The sequence below is a fragment of the Arthrobacter sp. AG258 genome, from assembly GCF_004364695.1.
Classification (GTDB): Bacteria; Actinomycetota; Actinomycetes; order Actinomycetales; family Micrococcaceae; genus Arthrobacter.
In genome coordinates, this window is sequence record NZ_SOBI01000007.1 from 52889 (window position 1) to 70040 (window position 17152).

General features: G+C 66.3%; 14 protein-coding genes. All 14 read left to right on the forward strand.

Annotated elements, in window-relative coordinates; translation table 11 throughout:
• Nucleotides 1-91: 91 nt before the first annotated feature.
• The 14 genes from dinB (at nucleotide 92) to DFO47_RS15400 (ending at nucleotide 16988) form a co-directional block, all read left to right on the forward strand.
• Nucleotides 92-1324 (forward strand): DNA polymerase IV, encoded by a 1233-nt coding sequence (gene dinB, locus DFO47_RS15335; RefSeq protein WP_133832212.1) that lies wholly within the window; start codon nucleotides 92-94, stop codon nucleotides 1322-1324.
• Between the two features lie 247 nt (nucleotides 1325-1571).
• Nucleotides 1572-1943, forward strand: a complete 372-nt coding sequence (locus DFO47_RS15340) for a DUF3040 domain-containing protein (RefSeq protein WP_018763544.1) — start codon at nucleotides 1572-1574, stop codon at nucleotides 1941-1943.
• 332 nt (nucleotides 1944-2275) lie between these two features.
• The gene (mraZ, locus tag DFO47_RS15345; RefSeq protein WP_018763545.1) at nucleotides 2276-2704 is read left to right on the forward strand and encodes a division/cell wall cluster transcriptional repressor MraZ; all 429 of its coding nucleotides are present in this window, start codon (nucleotides 2276-2278) and stop codon (nucleotides 2702-2704) included.
• Nucleotides 2705-2869: 165 nt separating this feature from the next.
• Nucleotides 2870-3862 carry a 16S rRNA (cytosine(1402)-N(4))-methyltransferase RsmH gene (rsmH, locus tag DFO47_RS15350; RefSeq protein ID WP_133832213.1) on the forward strand — a complete coding sequence of 331 codons (993 nt, stop codon included), beginning with the start codon at nucleotides 2870-2872 and terminating at the stop codon, nucleotides 3860-3862.
• On the forward strand, nucleotides 3859-4554 hold the full coding sequence (locus DFO47_RS15355; RefSeq protein WP_109864328.1) for a hypothetical protein: 696 nt from the start codon (nucleotides 3859-3861) through the stop codon (nucleotides 4552-4554). The genes rsmH and DFO47_RS15355 overlap by 4 nt, the downstream gene beginning before the upstream one ends.
• Before the next feature lie 47 nt (nucleotides 4555-4601).
• Complete coding sequence (locus tag DFO47_RS15360) at nucleotides 4602-6407, forward strand: penicillin-binding protein 2 (protein ID WP_018763548.1); 1806 nt, start codon at nucleotides 4602-4604, stop codon at nucleotides 6405-6407.
• A 96-nt stretch (nucleotides 6408-6503) separates the two neighbouring features.
• Nucleotides 6504-8135 (forward strand): UDP-N-acetylmuramoyl-L-alanyl-D-glutamate--2,6-diaminopimelate ligase, encoded by a 1632-nt coding sequence (locus DFO47_RS15365; protein ID WP_133832214.1) that lies wholly within the window; start codon nucleotides 6504-6506, stop codon nucleotides 8133-8135.
• Nucleotides 8136-8141: 6 nt separating this feature from the next.
• On the forward strand, nucleotides 8142-9605 hold the full coding sequence (murF, locus tag DFO47_RS15370) for a UDP-N-acetylmuramoyl-tripeptide--D-alanyl-D-alanine ligase (protein ID WP_133832215.1): 1464 nt from the start codon (nucleotides 8142-8144) through the stop codon (nucleotides 9603-9605).
• Nucleotides 9602-10711, forward strand: coding sequence for a phospho-N-acetylmuramoyl-pentapeptide-transferase (mraY, locus tag DFO47_RS15375; protein ID WP_133832216.1), 1110 nt, complete (start codon nucleotides 9602-9604; stop codon nucleotides 10709-10711). Before murF ends, mraY begins: the two co-directional genes overlap by 4 nt.
• Nucleotides 10693-12270 (forward strand): UDP-N-acetylmuramoyl-L-alanine--D-glutamate ligase, encoded by a 1578-nt coding sequence (gene murD, locus DFO47_RS15380; RefSeq protein ID WP_208294419.1) that lies wholly within the window; start codon nucleotides 10693-10695, stop codon nucleotides 12268-12270. Before mraY ends, murD begins: the two co-directional genes overlap by 19 nt.
• 2 nt (nucleotides 12271-12272) lie before the next feature.
• Nucleotides 12273-13598, forward strand: a complete 1326-nt coding sequence (gene ftsW, locus DFO47_RS15385) for a putative lipid II flippase FtsW (RefSeq protein WP_133832218.1) — start codon at nucleotides 12273-12275, stop codon at nucleotides 13596-13598.
• Nucleotides 13599-13604: 6 nt separating this feature from the next.
• Complete coding sequence (gene murG, locus DFO47_RS15390) at nucleotides 13605-14705, forward strand: undecaprenyldiphospho-muramoylpentapeptide beta-N-acetylglucosaminyltransferase (RefSeq protein ID WP_133832219.1); 1101 nt, start codon at nucleotides 13605-13607, stop codon at nucleotides 14703-14705.
• Nucleotides 14702-16078, forward strand: coding sequence for a UDP-N-acetylmuramate--L-alanine ligase (murC, locus tag DFO47_RS15395; protein ID WP_133832220.1), 1377 nt, complete (start codon nucleotides 14702-14704; stop codon nucleotides 16076-16078). The genes murG and murC overlap by 4 nt, the downstream gene beginning before the upstream one ends.
• Nucleotides 16071-16988: an FtsQ-type POTRA domain-containing protein gene (locus DFO47_RS15400; protein ID WP_018763556.1), complete on the forward strand. Its 918-nt coding sequence runs from the start codon at nucleotides 16071-16073 to the stop codon at nucleotides 16986-16988. Before murC ends, DFO47_RS15400 begins: the two co-directional genes overlap by 8 nt.
• Nucleotides 16989-17152 lie beyond the last annotated feature (164 nt).

Genomic DNA, 17152 nt, shown 5'->3' on the forward strand with positions numbered 1-17152 from the left:
TGGTGTTGTGGGCGGAATCAGCCTCCAGTTTAGCCAGCCTCCGGAGGGGGCGGCGCAAACCGATAGGATTGCAGCCGTGGTGCCCGCAGGTATGAACCAGCCAGCCGCCGCGCCCCTTCCGGGCCGCCGGCGTTCCTGCATCATGCATGTGGACATGGATGCCTTCTTTGTCTCTGTCGAACTCCGTACCCGCCCCGAACTCCGCGGCAAGCCCGTGATCGTTGGGTTCCCGGGGGAACGGTCCGTGGTCCTGTCGGGTTCCTATGAAGCCCGGGCTTTTGGAGTGAAGTCTGCGATGCCCATGGCCGTGGCGATGCGGATGTGCCCGCAGGCCGTGGTGATTGAACCCCGGCACAAGCTCTACTACGAGGTCTCCGGGCAGCTGATGGCGATTTTCGAATCCATCACCGGGCTCGTGGAGCCGTTGAGTGTTGACGAAGCCTTCCTTGACGTCACCGGTGCGCTGCGCCGGCTGGGGCCGCCCCGGGGGATCGGGGAGCTGATCCGGCGCAGGGTGGCCGCGGAGCTGGGGATCACCGCCTCGGTGGGGATAGCGGAAACGAAGTTCGTGGCCAAGATCGCCTCCACCCGGTGCAAGCCCGACGGGCTCCTGATGATTGGGCCCGACGAAACCGTTCCGTACCTCCACAGCCTCCCGGTTGGCGCACTGTGGGGCGTCGGCGCCAAGACGGGTGAGGCGCTGGCGAACATGGGCATCAAGACCGTGGCCGACGTCGCGGCAACCCCGGTCTCCTCGCTAAAGAAGGTCCTCGGCGCCGCCGGGGAACACGTGCACCAGCTCGCCTGGGGCATTGACCCCCGTCCCGTGACCCCGGTGCGGCTGGAAAAGAGCATCGGGGCGGAAGAGACGTTCGCCGTGGATACGGCCGACGACGCGCTCCTGAGGCGGGAACTGCTCCGGCTGTCCCACCGGACGGCGACGCGGCTGCGCAGCTCGGGCATGGTGGCGCGGACCGTAGCCTTGAAGCTCCGGTTTGCAGACTTCTCCACCATCACCCGCAGCAGGACGGTCCACACCCCGGTCGACAGCGCCCAGCTGATCTATGCGGTGGCACTCCAGCTGTTGGAGTCCCTTGGAAACAGGGCAATGACCGTGCGGCTCGTGGGGGTTCGGGCCGAACAGCTTGAGGAAGCGGCGCGGACCTCGCTGCAGCTGAGCATCGACCGCAGGGATGAGAACTGGCGGGCCGCCGAGCAGGCGCTGGACGAGGTAACGCGCAGGTTTGGCAGCAAGTCTGTCCTGCCCGCACGCCTGATGGAGCCGGACATCCCGTCAGGGGACGGAACGGCAGGTCCGGCCTGACCGCCGAAGTCATTGCCGTCTTTCAGATCAGGCCTCAACAATCTATCCTTGGATATACATAGTTTTCGAGTGAATGGACTTACTGCCGGACCCTCTTGGACATGCTCCCGCCCCCGCGACTGCATGTAAGGTTCCCGTCTTGGCCGCCGCCGGCCGGACGGGAACTTTCCAGCTACAGCAGACGTTCTAGGGGTCAGAAGTAGTGGCTGGGATCAGCCCGGACGTTGGCCTACAAAAGGAGGTCGTGATGCCGCTGTCGGAGCACGAACAGAAGCTGCTTGAGCAGCTTGAGAAGCAGCTTCACGAGGACGATCCGAAGTTCGCGAACTCGATGGGTTCGGACCCCGGGCGGTCATGGTCCACGAGGCACGTGGTCATCGGAGTCCTGTGCGCGCTTGCCGGCGTCTTCCTGTTACTGGTTGGCGTCACCCTGCAGAACATTTTCGTCGGCGTCCTGGGCTTTGTGGTCATGGGCGGCGGAGTATATTTTGCCACCATGCGCAGTTCCCGGGGCCGCCCTGGTTCCAAGGCCGGAACGGGAAAGGCCGGCAAGCCCCGGAGTTCCTTCATGAGCAGCCTCGAGGAACGATGGGACGAGCGCCGCAGGGGAGAGTCCTGAGCGGCCTCCCGGCTAAGCCGCCCCGCCCCTCCATTTCGCTCCCCTGACGTCGGGGAATCGCACGTAAAGGCCCGCTTCGGCGGGCCTTTCCTTGTTTAACCGGCGGGTGGCCGCCTCATGGTCCCGAGTGGGCCGGTTTTGGGTAAAAGTCCTCCACTTTCCACCACCAGGGCATTTTCCGCATCTTTTCAGGGGTGACATCCCATAAACGCCGCGCTGGAAAGGCCGTTTTGCGTTGACTGTGGTGGAAAGTGGAGTAATGTGGAGGACATAAGAGGGTGGTTGCAACACAGGGGATGTGCAGTTCCTGACGGCGGACAGGCGGTGGGCCAGTGTTTCTGGGCACTCACTCGCCACGTCTGGATGAAAAGGGACGGATCATTCTCCCCGCAAAGTTCCGGGAGGAGCTTGCCAGCGGGCTGGTGCTCACAAGGGGCCAGGAACGTTGCATCTACGTCTTCAGCGAGAAGGAATTTGCACGGGTCCACGAGCAGATGCGGGAGGCGCCAATCTCCTCCAAGCAAGCACGTGACTACATCCGCGTTTTTCTCTCTGGAGCCTCGGACGAGGTACCTGACAAGCAGGGGCGCGTGACCATTCCACCAGCGCTCCGGGAGTATGCAGGACTCGGAAGGGAACTTGCCGTGATCGGCGCCGGTACCCGCGCCGAGATCTGGGACGCCCAGGCTTGGAATGAATACCTTGCGGAGAAGGAAACCGCCTTCTCCGAAACTGACGATCCCATTCCTGGCATTCTCTGAATCCGGAACGGGCAGCAGGTGGCTTCTTGGATGAGATCTCCAGCCGGCCCATCGGCTGCCAACCTGGCTCAACTTCCCCTGAGCCAGGCGGGCAGGACGGTAGGCGCGGATGGGGATCTGGTCCCAGAAGCAGAAGGTGACAACGACGGCGGGAAAGGACCAGGCATGACAGATGAACCGAAGCCCACGTCCGAACGCCATGTGCCGGTCCTTCGGGACCGGTGCATCAATTTGTTGGCACCGGGATTTGAAGCTGCGAGGCTGCGGGGCCAGACTCCTATAGCCGTCGACGCGACCCTGGGCATGGGCGGTCACTCAGAGGCGATGCTCCAGCGGTTTCCCGACCTCCACCTCATCGGGATCGACCGCGACGAAGAAGCGCTGGCCCTCGCGGGGGAGCGGCTGGCGCCTTTTGCAGGGCGCACCGACCTCGTCCACGCCGTCTATGACGAAATCCCGGAGGTGCTGGCAGACCTCGGCGTAGCCGAAGTACACGGGATCCTCATGGACCTGGGGGTCTCCTCCCTGCAGCTGGATGAGCGTGAGCGCGGCTTCGCGTACTCCTTCGACGCACCCCTGGACATGCGGATGGACACCAGCCGGGGCCGAACGGCGGCGGATGTTGTTAACACCTACAGCGAAGCGGACCTGGTCAGGATCATCCGCAAATGGGGCGAGGAAAAGTTTGCAGGACGCATAGCAAACCGGATTGTCGCCGCCCGCGCCGTCAAGGAGTTCACCACCACCGGCGAGCTCGTGGAACAGATCCGCTCGGTTGTCCCTGCCTCGGCCGCGAAGTCGGGCGGACATCCCGCCAAGCGGACGTTCCAGGCGTTGCGGATCGAGGTCAACGAGGAACTGGACGTCCTGGAACGGGCCGTACCTGCCGCCGTCGACTCCCTGGCCATGGGCGGGCGCATCGTGGTGATGTCCTACCACTCCCTGGAAGACAAGATCGTCAAGGGCGTGTTCCAGGCGCGGTCCAAGTCATCGGCTCCCCTCGGCTTCCCGGTGGAGCTGGAAGAGCACAAGCCCGAGCTGAAAACCCTCACCAAGGGCACCGAGGTGCCCACCGCCGTCGAAATCGCCGAAAACCCGCGCGCTGCCTCCGCCAGGCTTCGTGCCGCAGAACGAATCAGAGCCAGGAGAGCTGCATGAGCACCGCCGCCGTCAAGAACTTTCCCGTCGTTTCCGGCAGCTCGGCGCCCGCCAGCAGGCCCGCGGGCCGGCCTGACGAAGTTCGCAAGGGACGGACCCCGCTCTCCGTGGTCCGCACGGCCCCGCGCAAGCGCCGGGCCCCGTTCGTCGTGATGTGCTTCGCCATGCTGGCCGTCGCGCTGGTGGCAGTGCTCGTCCTTAACATTTCGGTCTCCACGGCCCAGTACCAGCTCGTTGAGCTCCGGGCCAAACAGAGCTCCTTGACCAAGGCAAACCAGGACCTCACCCAGCAGGTGCAGAACTTCGAGGCACCGCAGAACCTGGCCGCCAAGGCAACTGAACTGGGCATGGTGGCCTCCACGGTCAAAGGCCAGATCGACTTGTCCACATTGTCCGTGACCGGAAAGGCGACGCCCGCGGTCAAGGGCGCACCGGCAGGGGCAGTCATCCCGTCGCCGGCTGTGGCGGGCCAGCTCATCGTGCCCCCGGCGGCCAATGACGCAACGGCAGGCAAGGCGACGCCGCCGGACGCCGGCAGGACGTCCTCGGCCCCGGCAGCGGAGGCGGCCCAAGCCGCGGCACAGGCACAAGCCGCCGCGCAGGCCGCAGCAGCGGCCGCTGCAGCGGCTCCGGCGCCTGAACTGCACGGCGGCTCCATCCCGGCGCCGCAGCAGAAGGTCCCCGGACAGTAAGTCGCCAGGCAGGACAAGCAGCAGGTCGAACAGCAAGGAATATCACGGTGGCGCAAACGACCGGCAAAGCCGGAAAAGGCAAGGCACCCAACGCCACGAAGCGCTTGCGCCTGGGGCTGGGAATCATGCTCACCCTCCTGCTGGTGGTGGGCGGGAAGTTGTTCCTGGTCCAGGGACTCGACGTCGGCGGCATGGCGGAAGCAGCCCTGAACAGCCGGATGACCTCGGCGATCCTGCCGGCCGAACGCGGCAGCATCCTGGACTCCCGCGGCACCGTGCTCGCCAACAGCGTGATCCGCTACAACATCGTGGTGGACCAGCGCGTCAACACCAAGACAGACTCCTACAAGCGGTACGAACCGCAGGCTGACGGCCACGACAAACTGGTGGACATCAGCCGCGACCAGGCAATTTCGGAACTCGCTGCAGCCCTCGGAATGGACACCGCCGCTGTCCGGGACGCCGTGACCGGCCAGCAGCCCTATTACATCGTGGCCAAGGACGTGAAACCCGACGTCGAGGACCGCATCTCCAAGCTCCAGGTCCCGGGCATTGTTGCCGAGGGCGTCAGCAAGCGCGTCTACCCCAACGGCGCGGTTGCGGGCGGCGTGGTGGGATTCCTGCAGGACGGCACCACCGGCCAGGCCGGCATCGAGCAGACACAGGACGACAAGCTGAAGGGCACGGACGGCAAGCGGCTGTTCGAGATCGGCGCGGACGGACTGCGCATCCCCGTGGGCCTCGACCAGCTGACACCGCCCCAGAATGGCAAGGACGTCAAGCTCACCCTCAACTCCGACCTCCAGTACTTCGCCCAGCAGGCCATCCAGAGCCAAGCGGACAAGCTCAGTGCCGAATGGGGCGTCATCATCGTGATGGATGCCAAAACCGGCAACCTCCTTGCCCTGGCGGACACCAACGCACCCGATCCCAATAACCCGGGGCTGGTGGCCGCGAAGGACCGCGGCACACGTTCAGTGACCGCGGCCTACGAGCCCGGATCAGTGGAAAAGATGATGACCGCGGCGGCGGTCATCGATGAAGGGCTGGCAAGCCCGCTGGACAAGTTCACCATTCCGCCGACGTACACCGTGGACGGCCAGACCTTCAGTGACGCCTTCACCCACGGGACAGAGGAACGGACCCTGGCCGGCATCATCGGGTATTCCATGAACACCGGAACCGTCATGGCCGGCCAGCGGCTCAGCAAGGAACAGCGCTACGACTGGCTGAAGAAATTCGGCATCGGCGAAGCGCCCGACATCGGACTGCCCGCAACGGCAGCGGGCATCCTGTCGCCGGCTGACCAGTGGGACGGACGCCAGCAGTACACCGTCCTGTTTGGACAGGGCGTTTCCCAGTCCACGCTCCAGACCGTCCGCGCCTACCAGAGCATCGCCAACAACGGTGTCATGCTGCAGCCGCGGCTGATCGATTCCTACATTTCCCCCGACGGCACGGAAGAGAAGGTCCCGGCCCAACCCTCGCGCCAGGTGGTTTCGGGAAGCACCGCGCAGCAGGTCAAGGACATCCTGGAGAGCGCCGTCACAGAAGGCGAGATCAAGGACGCCGGTATCGACGGCTACCGGGTGGGCGCCAAGACCGGCACGTCGGAATCCCCGTGTGACGACGGCAAATCAGGCTACTGCGGCTACACGGCCTCCATCGTTGGAATGGCGCCGATGGATGATCCGCGGTTTATTGTGGAGGTGGTGCTCCAGCGGCCGAAGGGCAGCATCTACGGCATCACCAACGGGCCGGTCTTCCGGTCCGTCATGAGCCAGACGCTGCGGACCTACAACGTACAGCCTTCAACCGGAGCGCCGGCCAGGTTGCCCCAGTACGCGAAGTAGCCGCTGCGCCACGCTGGAAACACCAGCAGCATCCAGCGCATCACAGTGCCCGGCGCGAACCATGGCGGGCACGCACTAGCACCATCGGAGATCCCCTTGTCAGAGTTCACGACGCCCGGCGGCGACGCTGCCCGGGATGAAAACCCGGCCCGCTTCCGGCCTTCTGCCGTAGCGCCCGTCCCGCTGGCCGCCGTCGGCAATGCCCTGGGAGTAGCAGTTCCCGCTCCGGCCGCCGAGGTGCAGGTCAGCGGCATCTCCATCAACTCCCGCACCGTGGAGCCCGGCGACCTGTATGTGGCACTGCCCGGGGCAAGCCGGCACGGCGCGGACTTCGCCACGGACGCCATCGAAGCCGGTGCGGCCGCAGTGCTGACAGACGACGCCGGCGCCCGGCTCCTTGCCCTTGCCGCGGACACGCCCGTCCCGGTGCTGGTGGTGGACAGCCCGCGGAACGAGGTGGGGCCCCTCTCCGCGTTGATCTACCGGAGCCAGTCCGCGGATGGCCGTCCGCTGCAGCTTTTTGGGGTTACCGGAACCAACGGGAAAACCACCACCACCTACTTCATCGCCTCGCTCCTGCGGGCCCTTGGACGGCAGGCGGGCCTGATCGGCACCATCGAAATCCAGGCCGGTGGAGAACCTGTTCCCAGCCTCCTGACCACTCCTGAATCACCTGAGGTCCACGGATTGCTGGCGCTCATGCATGAGCGCGGGCTTGACGCCGCAGCCATGGAGGTGTCCTCCCACGCCATCTCCTACCAGCGGGTGGACGGGCTGCTCTTCGACGTCGCCGGATTCACGAACCTCACCCAGGACCACCTGGACCTGCACGGAACCATGGACGGCTACTTCGCCACGAAGGCGGACCTGTTCACCCCCGCGCGCGCCCGGAAGGCCGTGGTGACGGTCGACGACGAGTGGGGCCGCCGGCTGGCCGGCGATGCCCAGGTGCCGGTCACCACGCTCAGCACCGGCGGCCATACGCCCGCCGACTGGCGCGTGACATCGACGTCGCCGCGCGGGCTCGGAACCGACGTCACCCTCACGGGGCCGGCAGGGGCCGTCCTGAACCTCCGCACCGGGCTGCCGGGCAGCTTCAACGTTGCCAACGCGGCCCTTGCCGCACTGATGGTCCTTGCCTCCGGCGTGGACGCCGCAGACCTCCAAGCCGCACTGGACAGTGCCGACCCCTTTACCGTCGAAGTCCCGGGCCGCATGCAGCTGGTCTCCGACCGGCCCGCCGCCGTCGTCGACTTTGCCCACAACACCGACGCACTGGCGCGGGCACTGGAAGCGGTCCGCTCACCCGAGCCCGGCTCACGGCTGATCGTGGTATTCGGCGCCACAGGGCAGCGGGACCAAGGCAAGCGTCCGGCCATGGGCGCCACTGCCGCGCGGCTCGCTGACACCGTGATCATCACCGATGACGACCCGCACGACGAAGATGCCGCGGCCATCCGCGCCGACGTGCTGGCGGGGGCCCGGGAGGCCGTGCAGAATGAAGCGCTTGGAACAGAGCTGCTGGAAGTCTTCCCGAGGGCGGAGGCCATCCGCCGAGCCGCAGAACTCGCACGCCCGCAGGACACCCTTCTTGTCGCAGGCCGCGGCCACGAGGTCTGGCAGGAGGTAAAAGGCGTCAACCTCGCCCTGGACGACCGGGTGGAACTGCGCAGCGCCTTGACAGCCAGGGGATTCAACGTTCTCCATGACGACCGGATAGAGTCCTAGACCGAGATGATTGCATTTACTGCGGCGGAAATCGCCGAAATCACCAACGGGCGCCTGGACGCCGATCCCGGAATTACGCCCCTTTCGGTGGTGACGGATTCACGCGAAGCCACGCAGGGTTCGCTTTACGTCGCGAAGCCGGGCGAACAGGCCGACGGCCACGATTTCGTGGACGCCGCCTTTGCTGCCGGGGCCATTTTGGCCCTCGTTGAACGCCCGGTCGCTGCGCCGGACGGCCGGGGCTACCCGACAGTCCTGGTTGCCGACGCCGTCCTCGCCATGGGCGCCATCGCCGCCGAAGCAGTCCGACGGATCCGCGCCGCTCGCTCGGCAGCAGGTGACCAGCTGACGGTCGTTGGCATCACCGGTTCAGCGGGTAAGACCACCACCAAGGACCTCCTGGCCGGCATACTCTCCACCCAGGGGGCAACCGTAGCGCCACAGGGTTCCTACAACGGTGAGGTTGGCGTCCCGCTGACAGTGTTCCGGGCCGGAACCGACACCCGCTACCTGGTCATTGAAATGGGTGCCACTGGGATTGGCCACATCCGCTACCTGGCGGAGATGGTCAAACCCGACATCGGAGTTGTGCTCGCCGTAGGAACGGCCCACGCAGGCGAATTCGGGGGAGTGGAGAACATCGCCCGGGCCAAGGGCGAGATGGTTGAAGGACTCACCAGTGCGGGCACCGCGATCATCAACCTCGACGACGAACGCGTGGCTGCGATGCGCAGCCGGACCTCCGCGACGGTCCTCGGGTTCTCCGCGGAAGGCCGCCCGGATGCCGTGGTGCAGGCGCTGAATGCCGACACGAACGCTGAGGGCTGCCCGGAATTCGATCTCCAGTTGCCGGACGGCGAAGCGCCACGGCACGTCCGCAGCCGGCTCATCGGCGCCCACCACATGGGTAACCTGCTGGCGGCAGCCTCAGCTGCGTGTGCCGCAGGGGTGCCGGGGGACCGCATCGCTGAATCACTGAGCCAGCAGGCCGCCGCGAGCCGCTGGCGGATGGAACGCACCGAACGCCCGGACGGCGTCACGATCATCAACGACGCTTACAACGCCAACCCTGAATCAATGCGTGCCGCCTTGCGCACCCTGGCCGACCTTGGCCGGGGCCGCCGGACCTGGGCGGTCCTGGGCGCCATGCTGGAACTTGGCGAAGATTCCATTCGCGAGCACACCGCTGTGGGCACCCAGGTGGTACGGCTCAACATCTCCAGGTTGCTGGTGGTTGGCCGCGAAGCCCGTGCACTCTACGTTTCCGCCGTCCAGGAAGGATCCTGGGGCGACGAATGCCTGTTCGCCGAAACCGCCGAAGAGGCCTACCAGATCCTTGACGCCGAACTGCAGCCAGGGGACCTGGTGCTGTTCAAGTCGTCCAACAGCGTTGGGCTTCGCCATTTGGGCGATCGGATAGCATTACCCCCATCCCCGACACCTGCCGATGAAAGGAGCACTCTGCTGTGATTGCTCTCCTGATCGGTGCGGGCCTCGCCCTGCTGTGCGCCCTCGTCGGCACCCCCTTGTTCATCCGGCTGCTGGTCCGCCGCGGCTATGGCCAATTCATCCGGGACGACGGCCCCACCTCGCACCACACCAAACGCGGCACGCCCACCATGGGTGGCACCGTCGTCGTTGCCGCGGTCCTGCTCAGCTACGGGCTCACCCACCTCATCATGCTGATGATGAACCCCGACTCGCCCGGTCCCTCCGCCTCTGCCCTGATCCTGCTGTTCCTGATGGTGGGTATGGGCCTGGTGGGATTCCTGGACGACTTCATCAAGATCTCCCGGCAGCGGAGCCTTGGTTTGAACGCGAAGGCCAAGCTGATCCTCCAAGCGGCCGTAGGCATCATCTTCGCCATCCTGGCGCTGAACTTTCCCAACGACGCCGGGCTCACTCCGGCGTCCACCAAGATTTCCCTGGTCCGGGACCTGCCATGGCTGGACCTTGCTTTCGGCGGGACTGTCCTGGGGGCGATCCTGTTCGTCATTTGGTCCAACCTGATCGTCACGGCGGCCACCAACGGCGTCAACCTCACCGACGGCCTGGATGGCCTGGCCGCCGGCGCCTCCATCATGGTGTTCGGTGCATATACGCTTATGGGCATATGGCAGAGCAACCAGGCCTGCGGCTCGCCCCGGGAAGCCGGAAGCGGCTGCTACATGGTCCGGGATCCTCTGGATCTGGCACTGCTTGCCGCCATCCTGAGTGCAGCACTGGTGGGATTCCTCTGGTGGAACACCTCGCCGGCCAAGATCTTCATGGGCGACACCGGCTCGCTGGCCATCGGTGGAGCGGTAGCCGGATTCGCCATCCTGTCCAGGACGGAACTGCTCCTGGGGATCGTTGGCGGCCTCTTCGTCCTGATCACCCTGTCCGTCATCATCCAGGTGGGCTACTTCAAAGCCACGGGCGGAAAGCGAGTGTTCAAAATGGCGCCGCTGCAGCACCACTTCGAACTGAAGGGGTGGGCCGAGGTCACCGTTGTGGTCCGGTTCTGGATCCTGGGCGGCCTCTTCGTCGCCGTGGGCCTGGGCATCTTCTACGCTGAATGGGTTGTACTGCTGTGACCGTTTCCCCCCGCCTGGCCAACCTCGTCTCCTGGGACTCCGACTGGGCCGGCCTGCGTGTTGCCGTCACCGGCATCGGCGTCTCCGGGTTCGCAGCGGCAGACACCCTGATCGAACTTGGCGCACGCGTCGTGGTGGTGGATGCCGCCACCAGCGACACAGCGCGGGCCCACGCCGACACCCTGAAAATCGTGGGTGCGGCCGACGTCCTGCTCGGTGCGGAAGCCGTCAACCATGTTCCGCTGATCGACGGCGAACTCCCTGAACTCATCGTCACCTCACCAGGCTGGCGCCCGGACCAGGCCCTCCTCGCCGCTGCGGCCCGTGCGCACATCCCCGTGTGGGGGGACGTCGAGCTCGCCTGGCGGGTCCGGATCAGGGAAGGCCGCAAGACTGCAGACTGGCTGGCGATTACGGGAACAAACGGCAAGACCACCACGGTCGGCCTGACGGAATCGATGCTCCGGGCTGCCGGGCTCAAGGCCATCGCCGTGGGCAATGTCGGGACACCCATCCTCGATGCCCTTCGCGATCCGGTTGACTACGACGTTTTCGCCGTCGAGCTCTCCAGCTTCCAGCTGCATTGGGCCGAATCGCTCTCCCCGGTGGCCAGCGTGTGCCTCAACGTGGCCGAGGACCACGTTGACTGGCACGGCTCCTATGACTCGTACCTGGCGGACAAGGCCAAGGTTTACGAACACACCCAGAAGGCCTGCATCTATAACGCCGAGCAGATTGAAACCGAACGCATGGTGGAAAACGCCGACGTCGTTGAGGGCTGCCGTGCAGTGGGCTTCACCACGGTCACGCCCGCCGTCAGCATGCTCGGAGTGGTGGAAGGGCTGCTCGTGGACCGGGCGTTCATTGAAGAACGCCGCGACAGTGCAGCGGAACTTGCCTCCATGGCCGATCTCGGTCCTCTGGCACCGCGCCACATGGTGGCCAATGCCCTCGCCGCCGCGGGCCTGGTCCGTGCCTACGGGGTTGAGGCCAAGGCTGTCCGCCAAGGCATCCTCGACTATGTGCCGGGGGACCACCGCATCCAGCCGGTGGCTCGCATGAACGGCGTCCTCTGGGTCAACGACTCGAAAGCCACCAACCCGCACGCCGCGTCGGCATCCCTCTCCGCCTTCACCAAGGTGGTGTGGATAGCCGGTGGGCTCTCAAAGGGCGTCAGCTACGACGACCTTGTCAGGCAGCACGCCGCCCGGCTCAAAGCGGTGGTCCTGATCGGAACAGACACGGGCCCGCTGCGTGAGGCCCTCCAGCGACACGCGCCGGATGTCCCGGTCATCGAGCCGGACGCGGGCGACACTGAAGAGGTGGAGACTGCTTCGGCGCCCGGTGCCACACCGGCCGGTTCCCCGGCCAACGGACAACTGGTGATGACCCGGGCCGTCGCGTCAGCAGCCCGGCTCGCCGAATCAGGCGACACCGTGCTGATGGCTCCGGCAGCGGCCTCCATGGATCAGTTCTCTTCCTACGCTCACCGTGGTGGTACATTCATCGACGCTGTCCGCGAGCTGGTGGAAGGGCAGGCCCAGACCGGCGAGGAGTAACAATGGTCAGCACGCCCACCCGGCCGCCGGGCAGCAAGTCGCGCTTCGGTTCCACAGCCAAGGACGCGCGGCCGCCGGCTTCAGCCCGGATGAGACTGCAGGCACTGCACCACAAGTTCTGGTCCGCCCTGGAGGGTACCGGAACCTCCAGGAACGGCTCCACCTACTACCTGATCCTCGGAGCCACCCTTGCGCTGACCGCCATCGGCATCATGATGGTCCTCTCCGCTTCCAGCGTCGAATCGATCGCAGCCGGCAAATCCCCCTATGGGGACGCCATGAAGCAGGGCGTTTTCGCGGCGATCGGTATCTTCACCATGTTCGTCCTTTCGCGCATCAACGTCGTGTGGCTCAAGCGGCTGGCATGGCCCGCCGTCGGTGCCGCCGTGCTGCTGCTGGGGCTGGTCCAGGTAATCGGCTCGGAGATCAACGGCAACAGGAACTGGATCGACGTCGGCGGCATCACCTTCCAGCCCTCGGAAGCGGCAAAGCTGGCCCTTGCCCTCTGGATGGCCACCGTCCTGGCCATGAAGGGCAGGCTGCTCAGCCGGTGGCAGCACGTGTTGGTTCCGGCGGTCCCCATGGCCGCGGTCGTCATCGTCCTGATCCTGGTGGGCAACGACCTCGGCACGGCCATGATCATCATGATGATCGTGGCCGCGGCCCTCTTCTTCGCGGGCGTACCGCTCTATCTGTTCGGGATCGCGGGCATCATCGCCGCCGCCGGCACCGCCTTCATGGCCGTCACCAGTTCCAACCGGATGTGCCGGATCACCTCCTGGTGGACCGGGCAGTCCTGCGCCGACGGCATCGACGCCAACTACCAGGCAACCAACGGCCTCTACGGCCTCGCCTCCGGAGGCTGGCTCGGCGTGGGCCTGGGCCAGAGCCGGCAAAAGTACAGCTGGATCCCCGAGGCCCACAACGACTTCATCTTCGCCATCATCGGCGAGGAACTCGGCTTGGTGGGGACCGTCGTCGTACTGGTCCTGTTCGCCATCCTGGGCGCCGCGATCTACCGCGTCGTGGTGGCACAGGAGGACATGTTCCACCGCGTCCTGGCCGGCACCATCATGGTCTGGCTGCTGGGGCAGGCCACCGTCAATATGTCCGTGGTCACCGGGCTGATGCCCGTCATCGGCGTGCCGCTGCCGTTCATTTCCTACGGCGGCTCGGCCCTGCTGATGTCACTGTGCGCCATCGGCGTGGTTCTTTCCCTTGCCAGGGAACAAATGGCCCCAGCCATCCGGCCCAAACGGATGCTCAAGCTCAAGGCCCGGAAAGACCGCCACAAGAGCCAACCCAAGAATTCCAGAAAGCGTGCTTAACCTCAGATGACACCTGCCACACCCTCTATCGTCCTGGCCGGCGGCGGAACCGCCGGCCATATCAGCCCGCTGCTCGCCATCGCCGCGGCGCTCCGGAGCGAAGCGCCGGGGGCGGACATCCTTGCCGTCGGAACACCCTCGGGGATGGAAATGCGGCTGGTGCCGGCGGCCGGCGTCCAACTGGCCACCATCGACCGCGTGCCCTTCCCGCGGAAACCGTCAGCGGACCTGTTGCGCCTGCCCGGCAGGCTGGCCGGCGCCGTTCGCCAGGCCGGGGCCATCCTGGACCGGGCGCACGCTGACGTTCTGGTGGGAGTGGGAGGGTATGTCTGCACCCCCATGTACCTGGCCGCCCGAAAGCGCCGCATTCCCGTGGTGATCCACGAGGCCAACGCGCGCCCGGGACTGGCCAACCGGGTCGGGGCATTCCTCAACGGCAGGGTGGCCGTGGCATTCGAAGGCACCCCGCTCCGGAACGCCGTCCACGTGGGAATGCCCATGCGGAAGGAAATCTCCGGGCTGGACCGCAAAGCTGCCAGGACTGCGGCCAGGGCAGCCCTGGGGCTTGATCCCCAGCAGCCCACGTTGATTGTGACGGGCGGTTCCTCCGGGGCGCAAAGCATCAACCGGACCATCGCCGCCGCCGTGGGCCGGCTTGCCGACGCGGGCATCCAGACGCTGCACGTCACCGGCCGCGGCAAGACCGTGCTGGACGGGGCCGGCCAACCCCTCACCGCAGCCGGGTACCGGCAGGTGGAATACATTGACGGCATGGAGCTCGCCTACGCCGCGGCGGACCTCCTGCTGGCACGCTCGGGCGCCGCGACCGTCTGCGAGGTAGCCGCCGTGGGCGTTCCCGCCGTCCTGGTACCGCTGCCCATCGGCAACGGTGAACAGGCCCTCAACGCCGCCGGCCTGGTGGCCGCAGGCGGCGCCGTGCTGGTAGCCGACCGTGATTTCACGCCCGACTGGGTGGAACGCGAACTGATCCCCTTGGTCACCGACAAGGCCCGGCTCGCGGCCATGGAAGCCAAGTCCTACCGGCTCGGTATCCGAAACGCCGACCAGCGGATGGCTGGTCTTGTCCTGGAAGCGGTATCCGCATGAACCCCCACACCAACGCAGGCACGGACATCCTCGGCAAGGTGCACTTCATCGGCATCGGGGGAGTGGGCATGTCCGCCGTGGCACGGATCATGGTGGCCCGCGGCGTCCCGGTCAGCGGATCCGATGCCAAGGACCTGCCCGTCATGTCGGACCTCGCTGCGGCCGGTGCCCGCATCGCGGTCGGGTACGACGCGGCGAACCTGGGGGACGCGGAGACGGTGGTGGCCGGATCGGCCATCAGGGACGATAATCCGGAATTGGCTGCCGCGAGGCAGGCAGGGCTGCCAGTCCTGCACCGCTCCGAGGCCCTCGCCGCCACCATGGGCGATGACGCCGTGGTGACGGTGGCGGGAACGCATGGAAAATCCACCACGACCTCCATGATCACCGTATTGCTGCGGGCCGCCGGGCTGGACCCCTCCTTCGCCGTGGGGGCCAACATTCCGGCGCTTGGCGTCAATGCCGCCCACGGGACATCGGGCATCTTCGTGGCGGAGGCCGACGAATCCGATGGCTCCTTCCTCAATTACCGGCCACGGATCGCCGTTGTCACCAACGTCGAGCCCGACCACCTCGACTACTACGGCACAGCCGAAGCCGTCTACGAGTCCTTCGACCGGTTCACCGCCCTGCTGCCCCCTGACGGGCTCCTCATTGCCTGTGCTGACGACGCCGGGGCGCTGGCCCTCGCGGAAAGGACCAAGGCCCGCGGCGCCACGCGGGTGGTCCTGTACGGCACGAACGAAGCCGCGGATGTTCGGTTGCTTGACGACGGTCCTGGCCGCGTCGCCGTGGCAAACCCCGCCGGGCAGTTTCCGCTGGCCGTGCAGGTTCCCGGCCGGCACAACGCACTCAACGCCGCGGCGGCGTTTGCCGTGGCCCTGGAGCTGGGGTTGGAGCCGGCGGCCGCCGCAGCCGGCCTTGCCAGCTTCTCGGGAGCGTCCCGCCGCTTCGAACTGAAGGGCACGGCGAGGGGGGTTCGCGTCTTCGACGACTACGCCCACCATCCCACGGAAGTCCGCGCTGCCCTTGCCGCGGCCCGCTCCGTCGCCGGAGACCGCAAGGTGCACGTCCTGTTCCAGCCGCACCTGTTCTCCCGGACCCGGGAGTTCGCCGCCGAATTCGCCGATGCCCTGAACCTGGCAGACACCGCCCTGGTCCTGGACATCTACCCTGCCAGGGAGGACCCCATTCCGGGCGTCACCAGCCAGCTCATCGCCGACCACCTCACCGGGGGAGGACGGCTGGTAGCCGCCGATGACGCCGTCGCCACCCTGGCGGCAGCTGCTGGCGACGGCGACGTCGTCCTCACTGTCGGTGCCGGCGACGTCACGGCCTACGGTCCCCGGATCGTGGAGGCGCTCCATGCCTAGCTCGCGCCGGCCCACCTACGCACCTCCGAAGGGCAGCAATCGTGCCGACACCACGGCGGGCACCGCTTCCCGGAAAGACCCGGCGAACGGGGCGCCCCGTGCCACCGGTGGGGACGTCATCACCGCCTCCCGCGGCATCCAGGACCCGGCACCGGAACAATCGGCGACAGCGCAGGAACCCGCCGGCGCGACGGTCCTGGCGTTCCCGGAGCCCAAAGCCAAACGACGCCGGAAGAGATTCCTCATTGCCCTCGGAACCGTGTTGGTGCTGGTGGCAGGCATCCTGGCCGGTGCCATCTATTCACCCGTCCTCGCCCTGCAGACGATCTCGGTCAGCGGCACCCGGCTCCTGACGCCCGCCCAGGTCCAGGCGGCCCTGGAGCCGCTCCGCGGCAAGCCGCTGCCACAGATCAGTGAAGACGACGTACGCGGCCTTCTCGGGCCCCTGGTCCAGGTCAAGTCCGTCTCGGTCGAGGCACGGCCGCCTTCCACGCTCGCCATTTCCGTGCATGAGCGGGTTCCGGTAGCCCTGGTCAAGCAGGGGGAGCAGTACCAGCTGGTGGACGTCGACGGCGTCCAGCTCGGTACCACGGCCGACCCGGCATCGGCCTCGCTGCCGGTGATTGACGGCGGTGCCGGAGCGATCGGCCAGGACCTGTTCCGTGCCACGGCGGCAGTCCTGGGTGCATTGCCCGCGGACGTGCTGGCCAAGCTGTCCAACGCCTCAGCCCAGTCCGTGGATGCCGTGGAGCTGAAGCTTGTGGACGGCCAGACGATCGTGTGGGGCAACGCGTCGGAGAAGGAACTCAAGGCCAAGGTGCTGGCCGCGCTCCTGAAGGTTCCGGCGGATCCGAAGAACCCCGTCAGGGTCTACGATGTCAGTGTGCCCCGGCACCCCGTGACGCGCTGAGCGCTTTCTTTCCCCGTATTAATCCGACACGCGGACCCGGTCATTGAATGTCGGAACCAGAGGAAATACCGTCACAGACATGAGTTACTTGACATAACTATAACCTTCAAGTCGAAGGTTAAGGTTGCAGGCTTCAAGCTCACCATCAGTTTTCGCAATACAGA